The organism is Betaproteobacteria bacterium (assembly GCA_016709965.1).
Taxonomy (GTDB): domain Bacteria; phylum Pseudomonadota; class Gammaproteobacteria; order Burkholderiales; family Rhodocyclaceae; genus Azonexus; species Azonexus amarohabitans.
On record JADJLT010000006.1, the window covers coordinates 830,197 to 847,685 of the forward strand.

At 58.5% G+C, this 17,489-nt stretch carries 12 protein-coding genes; all 12 read right to left on the reverse strand.

The genetic code is table 11. The features are described from left to right. Positions 1 to 55: 55 nt before the first annotated feature. The 12 genes from urtE to IPJ12_18510 all read right to left on the reverse strand — a co-directional run bounded on the left by urtE (position 56) and on the right by IPJ12_18510 (position 17,485). Positions 56 to 748: an urea ABC transporter ATP-binding subunit UrtE gene (gene urtE, locus IPJ12_18455; GenBank protein MBK7649076.1), complete on the reverse strand. Its 693-nt coding sequence runs from the start codon at positions 746 to 748 to the stop codon at positions 56 to 58. A 603-nt stretch (positions 749 to 1,351) separates the two neighbouring features. Next, complete coding sequence (gene urtD, locus IPJ12_18460) at positions 1,352 to 2,185, reverse strand: urea ABC transporter ATP-binding protein UrtD (protein ID MBK7649077.1); 834 nt, start codon at positions 2,183 to 2,185, stop codon at positions 1,352 to 1,354. Further along, on the reverse strand, positions 2,182 to 3,306 hold the full coding sequence (gene urtC, locus IPJ12_18465; protein MBK7649078.1) for an urea ABC transporter permease subunit UrtC: 1,125 nt from the start codon (positions 3,304 to 3,306) through the stop codon (positions 2,182 to 2,184). The genes urtD and urtC overlap by 4 nt, the downstream gene beginning before the upstream one ends. 12 nt (positions 3,307 to 3,318) lie before the next feature. Beyond that, positions 3,319 to 4,896 (reverse strand): urea ABC transporter permease subunit UrtB, encoded by a 1,578-nt coding sequence (gene urtB / locus IPJ12_18470; protein ID MBK7649079.1) that lies wholly within the window; start codon positions 4,894 to 4,896, stop codon positions 3,319 to 3,321. A gap of 373 nt (positions 4,897 to 5,269) precedes the next feature. Then, a complete protein-coding gene (locus IPJ12_18475) occupies positions 5,270 to 6,034 on the reverse strand; it encodes a hypothetical protein (protein ID MBK7649080.1) in 765 nt (254 codons plus the stop codon). A 382-nt stretch (positions 6,035 to 6,416) separates the two neighbouring features. Beyond that, positions 6,417 to 8,975: a chemotaxis protein CheW gene (locus IPJ12_18480; GenBank protein ID MBK7649081.1), complete on the reverse strand. Its 2,559-nt coding sequence runs from the start codon at positions 8,973 to 8,975 to the stop codon at positions 6,417 to 6,419. Between the two features lie 294 nt (positions 8,976 to 9,269). After that, positions 9,270 to 9,713, reverse strand: a complete 444-nt coding sequence (gene cynS, locus IPJ12_18485; GenBank protein MBK7649082.1) for a cyanase — start codon at positions 9,711 to 9,713, stop codon at positions 9,270 to 9,272. Between the two features lie 73 nt (positions 9,714 to 9,786). Beyond that, a complete protein-coding gene (gene urtA / locus IPJ12_18490) occupies positions 9,787 to 11,049 on the reverse strand; it encodes an urea ABC transporter substrate-binding protein (protein MBK7649083.1) in 1,263 nt (420 codons plus the stop codon). Positions 11,050 to 11,351: 302 nt separating this feature from the next. Then, a complete protein-coding gene (locus IPJ12_18495; protein MBK7649084.1) occupies positions 11,352 to 13,397 on the reverse strand; it encodes a hemerythrin domain-containing protein in 2,046 nt (681 codons plus the stop codon). Position 13,398: 1 nt separating this feature from the next. After that, positions 13,399 to 15,642, reverse strand: a complete 2,244-nt coding sequence (gene tadA / locus IPJ12_18500) for a Flp pilus assembly complex ATPase component TadA (GenBank protein MBK7649085.1) — start codon at positions 15,640 to 15,642, stop codon at positions 13,399 to 13,401. Then, positions 15,639 to 16,844, reverse strand: a complete 1,206-nt coding sequence (locus tag IPJ12_18505; GenBank protein MBK7649086.1) for a two-component sensor histidine kinase — start codon at positions 16,842 to 16,844, stop codon at positions 15,639 to 15,641. The genes tadA and IPJ12_18505 overlap by 4 nt, the downstream gene beginning before the upstream one ends. After that, complete coding sequence (locus IPJ12_18510) at positions 16,841 to 17,485, reverse strand: GTPase domain-containing protein (GenBank protein MBK7649087.1); 645 nt, start codon at positions 17,483 to 17,485, stop codon at positions 16,841 to 16,843. Before IPJ12_18510 ends, IPJ12_18505 begins: the two co-directional genes overlap by 4 nt. Positions 17,486 to 17,489 lie beyond the last annotated feature (4 nt).

Genomic DNA, 17,489 nt, shown 5'->3' on the forward strand with positions numbered 1-17,489 from the left:
TCGGCGCTTCTAGCGCTTGGCTGAGCCAGTCTGTTTCAGAAATGATGCCTGCCGCTCAAACCGCCAGCGCTTCCCGAACTCCGTCCTGCGGCATGGTTTCACCGCGACCGCGCATGATGAACTCTCCGCGTTCCATCAGCAGGTACTGATCGGCCAGCGATTCGGCGAAGTCGTAGTACTGCTCGACGAGCAAAATCGCCATTTCGCCGGTTTCGGCCAGCATGCGGATGGCGCGTTCGATGTCCTTGATGATAGACGGCTGGATGCCTTCGGTGGGTTCGTCGAGGATCAGCAGCTTCGGTCCCATGGCCAGCGCCCGGCCGATGGCCAGTTGCTGTTGCTGGCCACCGGAGAGGTCGCCGCCACGGCGGTGCATCATCTGCTTCAGGACCGGGAACATATCGAAAATGCGCTGCGGAATCGGCGTGCTGCCGGGCTTGGTGGCCAGGCCCATCAGCAGGTTTTCCTCGACGGTGAGGCGCGGGAATATCTCGCGGCCTTGCGGTACGAAGCCGATGCCGGCCCTGACACGTTCGTGCGGCGGCAAGTGGGTGATGTCCTTGCCGTCAAAAGTGATGCTGCCCGACTTTGTTTTGACCAGGCCCATCAGGGATTTGAGCAGCGTCGTTTTACCGACGCCGTTGCGGCCGAGCAGGGTGGTGACTTCGCCGGTTTTGACCTCGAAGCTGAGGCCACGGAGGATGTGGCTGCCGCCGTAGGCTTGATTGAGGGTGTCGACTTTTAGCATACTCGCTGCTCCTTGCAGGGGGGCTTGTTTTGCGTTGGGATTCCGCCCTTGCGGGGCGTCTTACTTTTTCTTGCTTCGCCAAGAAAAAGTAAGCAAAAAGAAGGCGACCCTGGGTCGGTGCCGGCTGCGCCGGTTCCCTGCGCTACTCGGGACTGGCGGGGGCTGCGGAACTCGGGCTGCGCCCTCAGACAGTCCTCACCCCTTTTCCGCCAGCCCCTGCGTTGCTCGGCACCTTCCAAGGGGCCCGGTAAGGCGTCCGCGCCCGACCGGCAGATTTCATTTTTGGGCTTTTTTTCGGGTTGACCGTAGGAATCGATTTTTTCGGCAACACGGTTGAACCCGGACGCCTTTCGGGTCCCCGTGGAAGGCGCTGAGCAACGCAGGAATGCCGGGGGCAGTCGGCTGGCGTTGTCTGAGCCGCAGGCGAGTTTAGCCAGCCGCCCGGCGTTCCGAGTAGCGCAAGGGACCGGCGCAGCCGGCGCCGACCCGGGGGTCGCCTTTTCTTTGGCTACTTTCTTTTGGCGAAGCAAAAGAAAGTACGCCCGCCAACAGGGCGGAAACCCAAGCTCGAGAACGGGAAAGGGAAAGGGAAAGTTCACCCACTCAGCGCCCAAGATAAACCTCAATCACCCGTTGATCATTCTGCACCGTCGCCAGATCCCCCTCCGCCAGCACCGATCCCTCGTGCAGCACGGTGACGAGACCACCCAGCTTCTCAACAAACGCCATGTCATGCTCAACCACGACCAGTGAATGCTTGCCGGCCAGCGAAACGAAAAGGTCAGCCGTCCGCATCGTTTCGTCGTCGGTCATGCCAGCCACCGGCTCGTCCAGCAGCAAAAGCTTCGGTTCCTGCATCAGCAGCATGCCGATTTCCAGCCATTGTTTCTGTCCGTGCGAGAGCAGCCCGGCCTGCCGGTCGGCTTCCTTGTCGAGGCGGATCATGCGCAGGGTTTCTGCAATGCGGTCCCGCTCGTCGCCGGCCAGCCAGGCCATCAGGCTTTTCCAGACGCGCTTGTCGGTCTTCATGGCCAGTTCGAGGTTTTCGAACACCGTGTGCTGCTCGAAGATGGTCGGCTTCTGAAACTTGCGGCCGATGCCGACGTGGGCGATTTCCGGTTCGGTCAGGCGGGTCAGGTCGATGGTCTGGCCGAAGAAGGCCTTGCCGGAATCGGGCCGGGTCTTGCCGGTGATGACGTCCATCATCGTTGTCTTGCCGGCGCCGTTCGGGCCGATGATGCAGCGCAACTCGCCAGCGTTGATTGCCAGGTTCAGGTTGTTGAGTGCCTTGAAGCCGTCGAAGCTGACCGTGATGTCTTCGAGGTAGAGGGCGACGCCGTGCGATAAGTCGAGCTCGCCGGTGACGAAGTGGCCCATCTGGTCAATGCCGTCGCTGCCTTCCGGGCGTTCGTCCTCAAATAGATCGACTGTGTTCATGCCTCGGCTCCTTTCCGGCTTGCACGTTGTTCCATCAGTTTCTTCCACAGGCCGACCAGGCCTTGCGGCAGCATCAGCGTCACGACGATGAAGAGCAGGCCGAGGAAGAACAGCCAGTATTCGGGGAAGCTGACGGTGAACCAGCTCTTGGCCAGATTGACCACGAAGGCGCCAATGATCGGCCCAATCAGCGTGCCGCGCCCGCCGACGGCAACCCAGATGGCGATTTCGATGGAGTTGCCGGGTGACATTTCGGACGGGTTGATGATGCCAACCTGCGGGACGTACAAGGCGCCGGCTATCCCGCAGATGACGGCGGAGATCACCCAGATGGTCAGCTTGTACCAGAGCGGATTGTAGCCGATGAACATGACGCGGTTTTCTGCGTCGCGAATCGCCGTCAGCACGCGGCCAAACTTGGATTTGACCAGCCAGGCTGCAAAGATGATGGTCAAAGCCAGCGCAATCGCGGTCAGGCCGAACAACACCAGCCGGGTGCTATCCGACGTGACGTCGTAGCCCAGCACGCGCTTGAAATCGGTGAAGCCGTTGTTGCCGCCAAAGCCGGTTTCGTTGCGGAAAAAAAGCAGCATCGCGGCGTAAGTCAGCGCCTGGGTGATGATCGAAAAATAGACGCCCTTGATGCGTGAGCGGAAAGCGAAGTAGCCGAAGACGAAGGCAACCAGCGCCGGCACCGCCATGACCAGGAAGGCCGCCCAGCCGAAGTGGTCGCTGCCGACCCAGAACCACGGCAGTTCCTTCCAGTCGAGGAAGACCATGAAGTCGGGCAGGTCGGAGCCATAGCTGCCATCGCGGCCGATCTCGCGCATCAGATACATGCCGAAGGCGTAGCCGCCAAGCGCGAAAAACAGTCCGTGGCCGAGCGACAGGATGCCGCCGTAGCCCCAGATCAGGTCCATGGCGACGGCAACCAGCGCGTAACACATGATCTTGCCGATCAGCGTGATGGCGTATGTGGAGACGTGCAGGGCGCTGCTTTCGGGAAAGTTGAGGTGGAGCACCGGAACAACGACCAGTGCGAGGGCAAGGAAGATGCCCAGCGCCAGCCAGCTTTTCTTGTCCAGCGAGGACAAAATTCGAAGGGTAAGAGGTTTGCGCATGTCGGTTCAGCCTTACTCGACGAAACGGCCCTTGAGAGCAAAGATGCCCTGCGGACGTTTCTGGATGAAGATGATGATGCAGACGAGGATGCTGATCTTGGCGATGACCGCCCCGGCCCAGCCTTCGAGCAGCTTGCTGAAAATGCCCAGGCCAAGTGCCGCCCAGACCGCGCCGGCAAGCTGCCCGACGCCGCCGACGACAACCACCATGAATGAATCAACGATGTAGCCCTGGCCCATGTCCGGCCCGACGTTGGAAATCTGCGACAGCGCCACGCCGCCAAGACCAGCGATGCCGGCACCGAGGGCGAAAGCCATGGTGTCGATGCGCGAGGTCGGTACGCCGACGCAGCCGGCCATCGGGCGGTTCTGCGTCACGGCGCGGACGAACATGCCCAGACGCGTCTTGTTCATCAGCACCCAGACCAGGAAGAGCACGAACATGGCGAAGCCGATGATGATGATGCGGTTCCACGGCAACATCAGGTTGGGCATGACTTCGATGCCGCCGGACATCCAGGTCGGGTTGGACACCTCGACGTTCTGGGCGCCGAACAACACGCGGGCGGTCTGAATCAGGACCAGCGAAATACCCCAGGTGGCAAGCAGAGTCTCCAGTGTGCGACCGTAGAGCCAGCGGATCACCGTGCGTTCCATGATCACGCCGACCATGGCGGCGGTAAAGAACGCGACCGGGATGGCAGCTGGCAGATACCAGTCGATGTAGTCGGGCATGAAGGCCCGGAACAGCGTCTGCATGCCGTAGGTGGCGTAGGCGCCAACCATCAGCAATTCGCCGTGGGCCATGTTGATGATGCCCATGACGCCGTAGGTGATGGCCAGACCAAGCGCGCCGAGCAGCAGGATGCTGCCGAGCGACAGGCCAGAGAAGGCGCGGCCGACGTTTTCGGCAATGGCCAGTCGGCTGTCGATGGCCTTGACCGCCGCAATCGCCTCGTAGCGGACCTTGTCATCTGCTTCATTCGCCTTGTCGGTCAGCGGCAGCAGAACACTTTTGATGGTCGGCGACGACGTTTCGGCCAGCGCCTTGACCGCAGCCAGCCGGGCAGCCGGGTCGGCATTGCCGAGATTGGCCTGGGCGTAGGCCAGGGTCAGCAGTGACTTGATCTCGCCATCGGTTTCCTTCTCCAGCGCCAGCTTGAGTAGCGGCGCCATGCTCGGGCTGACCTTGCTTTGCAATTCGCCGGCTGAGGCCAGTCGCACTTCGCGGTCAGCATCGAACAGCTTGAGGGCGGCCAGCGCGCTGGCCAATTCGCCGCGAATGCGGTTGTTAACCGTGATGCTCTCCGGATTGGCCGGCATCTTGATCGCTTGCCCGGTGGCTGCATCGAATGCCTTGTCGTCGGCGATGATCACCACCTTGTCGCCGGCGAGAAACAGGCTGTCCTCAGACATGGCCGTCAGCACGCGGACGGCGTCCGGGTCGGCATTCTGGGTGATCTGCTGGATGGCAGTCACCTTGTCGCTGGAGTCCTCAGCCGCCAGTTGGCGAACCCGCCCCGGGTCCAGCGCCGCCTGCGCCGACAGGCTGCCGAGGCAGATCAATAAAGCAATCAAAGTTTTTTTCATGAAGTATCCGTCCGCAATTGGTGCAGTGCAGCGACAGGTTACGGGGCGGACCGTGGATCAGGAATACGATGAATTGCGTAGGCGCCCAATGCCCGGCACGCCGCCATTTACGGGCAGCGGGGCGGGATGTCGCGGGAGCCGGTCCGGCAAGCACATGCTCCCAATTGAGCAGGGCACGGATATGGTTCCAGGCAATTGAGAAAAACGAGACCGCGAACGCACCTTCGGCTTTTTTAATGCGGAATCGTGCAGTGTTGCCCGCCGGAACTCATCGGGGTTGGCCAAGCTAAATCATTAAGTAGACCGGGCGAGTCGAACGGCAACTCGGTGCCCAAAGGCGACGTTCGCCTGATTGAAGATTTCGTGGTCTTAACTACTGCGGGGATGCCCTCGGTGAGATGGGAATGGGAGATTTTGCACCTTCTGGTGACGCCCATCCTCCATCAATCCGATGCAATACTGGGCAACCGGGATAGGTGTTTTGAATTTCTTCCCGCAAAATAACGTCATATTTCTGCCCCACATAACGGTTCTGTTCTTTAACCTGTGCCACGCTGTAGAAGGGTTTCAGCGACCTACTCGCAGGTCTACCGATAATGACGTTGGATTTTTTCAGCGCAATTGGGAATTCCGCCAAGGCAATGCGTTTCCACTGATTATTCTCGTACTTGAAGAGTATTTGCGGAGGATTGGGGCGCATCCATTTGTTGTAGGCAATACAGCCAGCGGGGTAAGTGGCGATAAAAGGCACACCTTTCACCACATCAAAAAGAATTAGGTTCAGACTATTCGGTTCAGATACGAGATCACTAAAATTCGTTTTCCAGATAATTTTTTGGCCAGTGCTGGGCAGAATAAATGTGACGGTTTCGTCCTGTACCTCACGTTCAGTGCTTTCGAGAGTTGGATAGCCACCGAGGTTATAGAACCTCTCAGAGACAATGACCTGACCATCATGCAACAACACTTCCTCTTTCCAACTCATCGTGCTACCACCAAATCCGAATAGCCCAGCATTCGCAATGGAACTTGCCAATATCAAGCTAAGGAAAGAGAGAAATTTCAGGGCAGTCAATCGAGAGTGAGACATGGCAACCATGCCTTTATTTTGGAAATAAATTCGCCAATCATATCGCATGTCGACCGGCAGCTTGTGGCCGATCCATGCCTGATGACAGCTGATTTAGTGGTTATCTGTCATTGATAAGCATCTGGCAAGAATATGTGTCGGCACTTTGGTTTTGGCAAGCTTATGGCTTCAGGAATCGGTGTCAGGCGTACGCTCATTGCCCAGACGCTGATGTCGAGGCTAAATCATGGTTCAGGGGGTGGCAAATTATGCGTCTCGGGATATAGGAGCGTGTGCGTGCCAGGCAGCCGCGGGAGCGCTGGGCATTTCCACGGTCAACCGGAAAATTTAGCCAAATTTGAAATTTTTTCCGGCGCATCGTCAGGCTTGCCGGGCAGGGGCGTTCTGCCCATGACAAGCCTGAAGCATCTGTCTTACGCCATGCCGGCGCCTAGAATTTGTCGAGCAGGCTGGCGATGCTGGCGACGGAAAGCAGGGTCAGCATTTTTCCTTTGCCGGAGGCCGATTTGACGATTGAGGCAAGTAGCGGCGTTACCCCGACAAAGATATTGCCTGCGGGCTCGATCGATTCGAGCGCAACTTCCGGAATATCCCCTAGGCTGTCTACGAGCAGGCCAAAGCGCTTGCCGGTGTCGCTTTTGATGACGATGACTTGCATCTCGACCGGGCAATCCGCACCCTTGATCCCCAGCGCCGTGCGCAAGTTGTAAAGCGGGATGGCCGCCGACTGGTAAATCATGCTGCCGTGGATCTGTGACGGCGCATTGGGAATCCGCACGGCGCCCTTCAGTTCAATCGCCTCGACGATATCGCCGACATGCAGCCCGAGCCAGTGATCGCCGACATGGAAGGTGGCGATCTCGATGCCGTTCACGTGCTGGTTGGCACCTCTCTGAAAATCGGCGGCCATTGCCTTGCCGGGCGATTTTTCAAAACGCATGACCGGTGATTCGACTGCGGAGACTTCACCCATGGGCACGATGACGAGGGCAATGACATCGTTGCGATAGGGATCGGTACTTCCTTTGTATTCTCGGTAGCCGGACGACTGGCGGGCGCCGACGGCAAGTATCTGATTGCCCAGCACGATGAGGCGCGACTCGCCATGCGGCTGCTTGGCCGCGGTCAGTAGATCGGCCGGGAGTTCAAACCTGGCGCCGACCGGGAAGCGCTCGTCGGTTGATGCGATGACGAGGCACTGCGCATCGATGAAGAGTCCGAATGCTTCCGGCAACTCGGGCGGCAGGGCGTCTTGCAGCATGGTTGCGAATTGCGCCTTGCTGTCAAAGACGATACCGATGCCGCCAACCACCTTGCCGGGGCCGTCAAGCAGTGCGGCGCCGTAGATATAGCTTGGCCGCCCGCCGTAAAGCGCGGTTGGGGAAAAGTCCGAAACGACATAGCGGTCCGGCGTGGTCAGCATCAGGGTGTTGCGCGCCCATTCGGCATTCAGGTTTGTGCCGACCAAGCCTTCGTATTGTGTCCGCGAGACGCCGACAACGCATTGCTCGTTGTCGAAAACCAGAAGATTTTCGTAGACCGTGTAGAGATCGTTTATTTCGCACAGGCGCCGGGAAACGGCTTCGCAGCGATCAGCCCCATCCGCCTTGGCCAATGCCTGACCAAAGAGCGGGTCAAGCGCCCACCAGCGGCAATCGTTGGCACGCTCATAGAGATTGCGGTCCATGATGTCGATGGCCAACTGGGCGAGAAAACGGCAATCGTCGAGGGTCGAGGCGATGACCGTCTGCTGGAGCCTGCCGATGGACTGCGCAAATACGTCTTTCATGCGCAGCCCGGTAGCGCTGATTTCAGACAGCAGAATTTTTGAAAATGACGGGTTGCTGTTGGCTTTATTGGCCGAGCTCTGACGGATATTGCCGTTCCACACCGAGCGTTCAAGCTCGCGCTGGATCGATTCTGCCTGCCGCGGAATTGATTTGAGGGCCGGCGAGAAGATGCTGTCGCTGTTCAGGATGGCCATGTACAGCGATGGATCGAGGTTATCCAGGGCGTGATTTTGCGCCGCGCTGCCACCAAAGGCATACTCGATCGGCACCAGGACAAGGGCGCTCCAGCCCGGCCCCATGTAACCCTGATAGCCATGCGTGGTGCGCCGGCTGATGAGGAAATTACGTCCGGCAAAGCGCATCAGGGCGCCATCGGCATAGGCCGCATTCAGGCGTGCGCCCAGGGGGATCAGGTAGGGTTCGCTGCAGGCGATGACCGTATTTTTGTCGTCGAGCAGGGCGATCATGCTCCAGTCGTCGCCACGCTCAAGACCGTTGAAAATCCGCTGCATTTCGTCCGGCAGATCGAAGCACAGGCAAAGGACGGCGACAGCCCGTCCGCTCGTGTCATTGACCCGATACGAATAGATCAGCGTCGGCGAGCGGTGTGTGAAAAGGGAGCTTTGGTCGTAGGACTCGACGTAAGGGGCCGATGTCGTCAAGGCTTCATGAACAAAGCGGTCGGTGCACTGCTGAATGCCTTCAACCGGCAGCGTGCGCTCAAGGATGTCGCCCTGCGGTGAGAGAAGGACGACATCGAAATAGACTGAATATTTCTCGATGTACGCCTTGAATCTGCCGTTCAGCGCGGTGGCTGCGCCGTACTCGGCTGACTCGCCTTGCATGGCAAATTTCCGGATGCGTTCGTCGGTGGCGAGAAATCCGATGTCGGCGGTCCGTTCAAACAGATTGCGTACAAGGATGTCGATGGTGACCTGCGCTTTGGCCGAGATGTCCTGAACGCGTCGGGCCAGCGTCCGGTTGGCCAGGTTGTTGAGCAGGCTGCTGGTCAATGCCGAGAAGGCTGCCCGGGTGCTACCCATGTCGGTGGTCGTTGCCGAGAGATGCCCCAGCAGGTTCAGGTTGTCCCAGACGGCCTGAAGGTTTTGCAAGGACTCACGATATTCCTCGACGAGTTGCATGTGCGGCAACAAATTGAGTAGTCCGTCTTCGACCTCGATACCTTTGTAAGACCCCATTCGCTGCACCAAGAATTTTAAGCAATCACTAAATGAAGCAAGACTTGGTCCTATGGGTTTGCGCCGTTTTTACCGCAATTTTTCATAAAAAGTGCATTCATTCGGGGCAAGACGCAAAAACACGCACCACGCTGGGGGGTGAGTAATCGGATCGGCGAAAGATACGGGTTGTTGGTAGCCAACGCGATCGTGCTCGTGGTTCGCCATGGGGGCGCAAGAGCCATCCGCAAAGCAAAGGCCCGATTCCCACGGTCAACCGGAAAATCGGGCCAAATTTGAAAGTTTTTATGGCGATCAGTAAGTCTTGTAGGGCAGGAATTTGCCGCTCATGACGATCCTGACGCGATCACCTTTGGGGTCCGGCTCGCGGGTCAGGTCCATGTTGAAATCGATGGCGCTCATGATGCCGTCGCCGAACTCTTCGTGGATCAGGGACTTGAAGGTGGTGCCATAGACGTTGATCAGCTCGTAGAAACGGTAGATCAGCGGGTCGGTGGGCACAGCGGTGGGCAGCGAGCCCTTGTAGGGTGCGACCTGAAGCTGGGTGATCGCTTCTTCCGGCAGGTCGAGGGCGGCGCCGACGGCCTTGGCCTGGGCTTCGGTCAGTGTCATCTGGCCGAGCAGGGCGGCGGTACTCCATTCCTTGCTATGGCCGATGAGTTCGGCCAGCTTGGCCCAGGTCAGTTTTTTCTTCACTTTTTGGGTAACGATCAGATCGGTGACTTCTTCGCGGTTCATGGTGTTGTCCTTGTAAAGCGTTAGAAAAACGGGGGCCGAAGCCCCCGTGTTTGCGACTGACAGGTCCGGCGGATTACTTCATCTCCGGCTCGTCCTTCTTCTTGTCGTTGCCGGTGATGTACGGGCTCCACGGCTGGGCCTTGATCGGGCCGGGCGTCTTCCAGACGACATTGAACTGGCCATCGGCCTTGATTTCGCCGATGAACACCGGCTTGTGCAGGTGGTGGTTCTTTTCGTCCATCTTGATCACGAAGCCATCCGGTGCCTTGAAGGTCTGACCGGCCATGGCGGCGATCACCTTGTCGGTATCGGTCGACTTGGCCTTCTCGACGGCCTGCGCCCACATGTGGATACCGACGTAGGTGGCTTCCATCGGGTCGTTGGTGACGACTGTCTTGGCATTCGGCAGCTTGTTCTTGACCGCCCAGTCCTTGTACATCTTGATGAACTTGGCGTTCTCCGGGTTCTTCAGCGACTCGAAGTAGTTCCAGGCTGCCAGGTGGCCAAGCAGCGGCTTGGTATCGACACCACGCAACTCTTCTTCGCCGACCGAGAAGGCAACGACCGGGACGTCGGTGGCCTTCAGGCCGGCATTGCCGAGTTCCTTGTAGAACGGCACGTTGGAGTCGCCATTGATGGTGGACACCACGGCGGTCTTCTTGCCTTCGGAGGCGAATTTCTTGATCTTGGCGATGATGGTCTGGTAATCGCTATGACCGAATGGGGTGTACTCTTCCATGATGTCGGCTTCGGCAACACCCTTGGACTTCAGGAAGGCGCGCAGGATCTTGTTGGTCGTGCGCGGATAGACGTAGTCGGTGCCGAGCAGCACGAAGCGCTTGGCTTCGCCGCCGTCCTTGGACATCAGGTATTCGACGGCCGGGATGGCTTGCTGGTTGGGGGCGGCACCGGTGTAGAACACGTTCTTCTCGAGTTCTTCACCTTCGTACTGCACCGGGTAGAAGAGCAGGCCATTCAATTCCTTGTAAACCGGCAGCACGGACTTGCGGGAAACCGACGTCCAGCAACCGAAGGTCACGGCAACCTTGTCCTTGGTCAGCAGCTGGCGGGCCTTTTCGGCGAACAGCGGCCAGTTGGAAGCCGGATCGACGACGACCGGCTCGAGCTTCTTGCCCATCACGCCGCCAGCCTTGTTGATTTCGTCGATGGTCATCAGCACGGTTTCCTTGAGCGCCGTCTCGGAAATGGCCATGGTGCCGGACAGGGAGTGCAGGACGCCGACCTTGATGGTGTCGGCGGCATGGACGGCCATGCCGAAGGAAGACAGTGCAGCGGCCAGGACAGTGGCCTTGATGAAGTGACGACGATTGCTCATGGAAGCTCCTCGGACGTTGATTGATCTGTTCAAACTGCGTTGTTGCAGTGCAATGCCAGATTACGACCGGGGTTGTTCAGGAGAAATACGTTAGATTGCGTAGGGTGCGTCTACTTATGCGTAGTCGATGGGGGCGACAACAGGGTGCGCGGCCATCTGGTGGCGATTGCCGCGGTCAACGGCAAAATAGGCTGAAAATTGAAATGCGGCAGGAAGCATGGGCGCACCACTGTTTCGCCGCATGCTCGATGATCGGTGTTGCTGCCCTGAACCACTCGACCCGCTATGTGCGCAAATGCCTGTCAGGCGTTGCTGCCCGGGTTGATCGGCAACCAGAGCTTGAAGGTGGTGCCTTGCCCCGGTGTGCTGCTGAGATCAAAGCGACCGCCGTGCTTCTTGACAATGATGTCGTAGGAAATCGACAGCCCCAGCCCGGTTCCCTGGCCGACCGGCTTGGTGGTGTAGAACGGCTCGAAGACCCGGTTGCGGACTTCCGGCGGCATCCCTCGGCCGGTGTCGGCGATCTCGAACCAGACATGTCCGTTTTCCCGCCCCGAGCGGACGGTAATGCGCCCATGCTGGTCGATCGCCTGCGCAGCGTTGACCAGCAGGTTCATGAATACCTGGTTGATTTGTGCCGGCACGCACACTACCTCGGGAATGTCGCCCAGTTCACGGACCACGTCGGCCTTGTACTTGAGCTCATTCCACACGACGTTCAATGTGCTTTCCAGCGCGGCGTTGAGGTCCGCACGCTGGGTTTCGGCCTGGTCCACCCGGGAAAAATCCTTCAGATCGTGGACGATCTTGGTGACACGCCCGAGGCCTTCCTGCGATTCGGCCAGCAAGGACGGCAGGTCTTCACGCAGAAACTCGAGATCAGCTGCCTTTCGAGCCTGTTCCAGCTGGCTGCGGTCGCCGCCGGCGTCGACTGCTTCGTAGGCGTTCAGTAGCATCATCAGACGACTGACGTAGGTCTTCAGCGTCCCGAGATTTGAATTAACGAAACCAACGGGGTTGTTGATTTCGTGGGCTACCCCCGCGGCCAACTGGCCGATGGCGGCCATCTTCTCCGATTGCAACAGTTGCTGCTGGGCTTCTTCGACTTTCGACAGCAGTTGCTCGAGTTCCCAGCGGTCGCTTTCCAGAGTGGCGTTGGCTTCGGCCAGCTGGGAGGTGCGCTTGCTGACCAGTTGTTCGAGCTGGTTCTGGTTCTGGAGCAACAGCTCTTCTGCAAGATGGCGGTCTGTCACGTCCTGAACGGTTTCTATGGCACCGATCAGTTTCCCGGCTTCGTCATGGAGCGGCGCGGCTGTGAATAACAGCCAGCGTCCCTGGCCAACGTGCGGAAAGTAAGCTTCACCCTCGAAGGCGTCATCAATGATTTTCGACCGGCGGTACAGGCCGCTGTAATAGCGTTCAAATTCAGCCTCGGGGCTACCGTCCACAATCAGGTCGGCCATCAGTGGCCGGGCTTCCGGGTAAAAGGCCTGCCAGTGATTATTTGTACCGACCATGTCCTGAGCATTCTGGCCGCTGATCAGGGCGCATGCCCGGTTCCAGTGTGTGATCTGGTGGCGTGCGTTAATAACCAGGGTGGGAACGGGGTCGCCTTCGATAATCTGGGCGAGCAGTTTTTCCATATTGCGGCGCGTGGCTTCAGAACGCCGGTGCTCTGATTCGAGCAGTTTCTTTTGCGTGACTTCGACCTGCTCCATGGCATCGCGCAGACGTTCCTGCTCGACCAGTAGTTGCCCATTGGTTTTTGACAACGCCATGGTGCGTGCTTCGACTTGGGCTTCCAGGCTGGTATTCAGCTTTTCCAAGGTCTCGTTGCGGGCAGCGATCAGGCGAAAGAGCGCATTCATCGCATCGAGCAGGCTTGCCGTTCCCGGGTCTTGAACCCGTTGGCGTTCTTCCTCGTAGGCCTCGGCGGCAGGCACACCTGTGCGAATCTTGCGAATCTGCCGGGCCATCGATTGATCAATGCCCAGGATGTGATGTGCCAGCCAGCTGCTAAGGAAACGCAGCAGATATTCAATATTCGTCTGGTTCGCCGGAAACTCGCGCATTTTGCCAACCTGCCTGGCAAAATCCTGATGAACATTGACATGCACCTTCACAAAATGTGGGTCGCAGCCACTTTGAATCATCAATTTCTCTTCGTGGGCGAAGTGATTGACAGCATAGTTCACCAGCTTGGCCAGCACATCGTCCACTTCCGTGCCTTCATCCGAAAGGCTCTGGTGTTCAATGATCCAGTTGATGATGCGGACGAGTTCGCGGTGTTCATCATCGACTACGGTTTCGCCGGTCACATAGCTTTCATTCCAGACAAAAGCATCCATTTCAGTCCTCTCCAGCGCGCGGGCCGAGCACGCGCATGATTTCTTCCAGGGTGGTCGATCCATCCTTAACGCGTTCCAGGGCGTGTTTGGCCATGCTGCGCAATCCTTTTTCACGAACCGCACGGCGAATTTCCAGCATGGTGGCGCCGCTGCCGATGCGGTCCCGCAAATCGTCGTCGAACGACAATACCTCGTACATGGCGAGACGGCCTTTGTACCCGGTGTTGTGGCAACTCGGGCAGCCCTTGCCGCGGTAGGTTTCTCCAATGCCATTGAAGGTGCTACCGAGGCGGGAGACAAGGTCTGCGGACGGCGTTGCAGGCACACGACAGAGCGGACAGATTTGGCGTATCAGCCTTTGCGCGATGATGCCCTCAAGGGCTGTCGCCACAACGTAGGGTTTCAGGCCAAGATCGAACAGGCGGGCGATGGTGGCGATGGCCGAGTTGGTGTGCAGCGTTGAGTAGACCAGATGACCGGTCAGCGCTGCGTGAAAGGCGACCTCGGCTGTCTCAAAATCACGAATCTCGCCGAGCAGAATAACGTCCGGATCCTGTCGAAGCAGGGCGCGCAGAATGGTCGGGAAGGTCAGGCCAATTTTCTCCCGAACCAGCACCTGGCCAGCCATGTCGAGGTAGTACTCGACTGGGTCTTCAATCGTGACGTAATTTTTGTCCGGCGTTGCATCGTGTTGGAGCAGCGAATAGAGAGTGGTCGTCTTGCCACTGCCGGTCGGGCCAGTCGCCAGGATGATGCCTTGAGGTTTGGCCACCATGTCGGTGACGTGCGGCAGGTCGACCGGCGAAAAGCCGAGACGATCCAGTGTGTGGACGGCTGAGTTGCGATCGAGAATCCGCATCACGATCTTTTCGCCATTGATGGTCGGCAGCGTTGAAATTCGCAGGTCGACCATGCGCATCGGTGTCTTGACGGTAATTCGTCCATCCTGTGGACGCCGACGCTCCGAGATGTCAAGTTCCGACATGATTTTCAATCGGGAAACCAGCGACTGATGCATCTGGTGCGGAATGTGAATCTTGTCCAGCAGCACGCCATCGATGCGGTAACGGACGATGACGTTCTTCGTCCGCGGCTGGATATGAATGTCCGAGGCACCCAGGCGGATGGCTTCCAGAATGATTGCATTCGCCATGCGAATGGCCGGGGGCGCTTCGGTCCCGCGCAGCAGGTCCTCCAGCGACGCAGAATCGTCTTCCTCAATGACGATCTCTATCCCTTCGTAGGGGTCGGCGCCACCGACCAGCGTTTCCAGTTCCTTGAAATCCAGCGTGTTGTCGCTACCGTATAGCTCGTCGATTTTCTTGCGGATGGCATCGATATTGGCGCTGACAATCTTGAGGTCAAGACCGGCGGTAAAGCGAATTTCGTCGATCAAGCCTTCATCCAGCGGATCGGCCATGGCCAGCATCAGGCGCTTGCCCTCCAGCTTGAGTGGCACGACCAGTTGGCGCATGCAGAAACTGTGCGGAATCAGCTCGGCCATGACCGGGTCGATGCGGAATTCGGGAAGCTGAACTTCCTCGATCAGCATGTCGGTCTTGAGCAGCTCCCGAATATTGCGTTCGGCCACCCAGTCTTTTTCCAGCAGCAGGCTGATCAGTGGCTCCTTGCGTCGTTCCTGCAGCATCGAGAGTTCCTGCAATTGCGGTGCCGACAACAGGTTTTTCTTGTTCAGCATGATGCCCAGTCGGCTTCGATTCGTTACCGCCAGCCGGCTAAGGGCCGAAATTTCCCGGGTCTTTTTCTCGTTTTCAGTGCGCAGGGCACGGTTGCGCGCGATCAGGTCAAACTGTTCCAGCGCCAGTGCGACGGTGACGCGCAAATCGTCGTCGTTCCACGGTTTGAGGATGAACTTGTATACCGCGCCATCGTTGATGGCACCCATCACGGCATCGGTATTGGCCTGGCCGGTCAGCATGATGCGGATGGTTTCCGGCCAGCGCGCCTTCACCTCGCGCAGGAATTGTGCACCGTTCATGCCGGGCATCATGAAATCACTGATGACTAGTTGAAAACCACCTTCGGCGAGGCGCTGCAAGGCTTCGTCCCCACTGGGTGCGGTGACGACCTCGTAATTTTCCTGACGAAATACCCGGGCGAGCGCCTTGACGATGCCAATTTCGTCGTCGACCAGTAACAGCCGGTATTTCGGTGGCGTCAGATGGCTGGCGGGGGCCTGCGGCGTGCTGGTCTTGCCGGTGAATAACGATGAATAGTCGGTCATGTCGTGGTCGGGAAGAATAGATGAATGGTCGTGCCGCGACCGGCTTCGCTTTCGAGTTCCATGTGGCCACTATGGGCCACGACGACGTTGCGCGCAGTCGACAGGCCCAGCCCGGCACCACCGCCCACCGGGCGGGTCGTGAAGAAGGGCTCGAAGGCGCGTTCACGCTGTTCGGGGCTCATCCCGACGCCGTTGTCGGCAATCTGTACATCAATACCGTGATCGGCCCGATGGCTGCTGATCCGGACTTCACCCGGCCGTCCGCTGTCCTGAATGGCTTGAATCGCATTACGTATGAGGTTGTAAAACAACTGGTTCAGGTGCCCGGGGAGGCAGACAAAACTATCCAGATTACCGAGATCAAGTTTAAGAGTGACGTCGGCAGGGAGCTGGCGCTCGACCATGCTGATGGCGTGCTTGAGCGAGTCGTTGAGATTGGCAAACTCCTCCGTCGCGCGATCCACATTCGAAAAGCTCTTCAGATCGCTGACGATACGGGCAATCCGGTCGATACCGACCGCGCTGTCACCCAGGAGATCAAGGCTGTCCTCCAGCACAAAATCGAGATCCAGTTCTCGCCAGGCGACTTCAACATCAGCGAAACGCGACCGGAGATTGGAGAACTTCTGCAGATAGGCGCTGAACGTCGAAAGGTTGCTGCGAACGAAACCCAGCGGGTTGTTGATTTCATGTGCCATGCCGGCCGCCAGTTGGCCGATCGCTGCCAGCTTTTCGGCGGCATACAGCATTTGCTGCCGCTCTTCGAGCTGGGCTACCTGCGACTTGACCCGTGCTTCCAGTTCGCCGGCGAGTGCCTTGTAGCGGGCTTCCGACTCAAGCAGGCGGGCGTGTTCGCGTTTGAGCGACTCGAAATCCTCGGCCACTGCTTCAAGGTGCAAGGTCGACGCCATCTTGAAGCGGAGCTGGGCGCGCAACAGGATGACCAGCTGGCCTGCGGCACCCTGCAGCGCAGCCAACGTTGACGATGCACTGGTAATGTAGCCCAGTGGTTCCAGCTCAAGAGTCAGTGCTTCGCGTCGCGTCGCGTTGCCAGGAATCCCCCACAGTGCCTTGCCATCAGGTCCGAGAATTGCGGCATCGCCGCCCAATTGTTTGGTGAGGGCCGCTCCGATCTGGGCGAGCATGGCGTCATCAAGCAGTTCGTTGAGTGACCATTCTCGATCGAACGAAAAATCGCTCATGTCCGGCCCAACGCGCCGGCGACGAAGGCATTCTCGTCCAGCGCATGTTGCGTGGACAATTCCAGTGCTTCAGTTTGAAGGCGATAGACGCTGCGTAGCAGTGTCTCGAACGTGGCATCCACCCCTTGCCCGGTCAAGGCGACCGAAAAGATCAGTGGCCAGGGTGCGGCGGACCAGCGTTCGCGAATTTCTGATTCCGGCACCGCGCCTGGCAAATCGCATTTGTTGAACTGGACCACCAGCGGCAGGTTTTCGAAATCGAGTCCGACGCGTCCGCAGTTTTCGGTCAGGCTCTGGAAGGATTCGGCGTTGTTGGTTTCCTGCGTACGCTCGGCATCGGCAACGAATACGACCCCGTCGGCCCTTGAGAGTACGGCTTTGCGGGTGCCGTCATGGGCGATCTGGCCGGGTACGGTGAACAGCCGGAACTTGATCAACAGGCCGGAGGGAGCACGAAAGCCGAGTGGCAGCAGATCGAAGAACAGGGTTCGATCGTCCTTTGTCTCCATGGTCATGATCTCGCCCTTCAGTTCGGGGGCGAGCAGGTCGTGCAGGCGCAGCAGATTGGTCGTCTTGCCGCTCTGCGCCGGCCCGTAATAGACCAGCTTGAAGGTCAGGCTGTTGTTCTCGCGCTCAGCCATACCG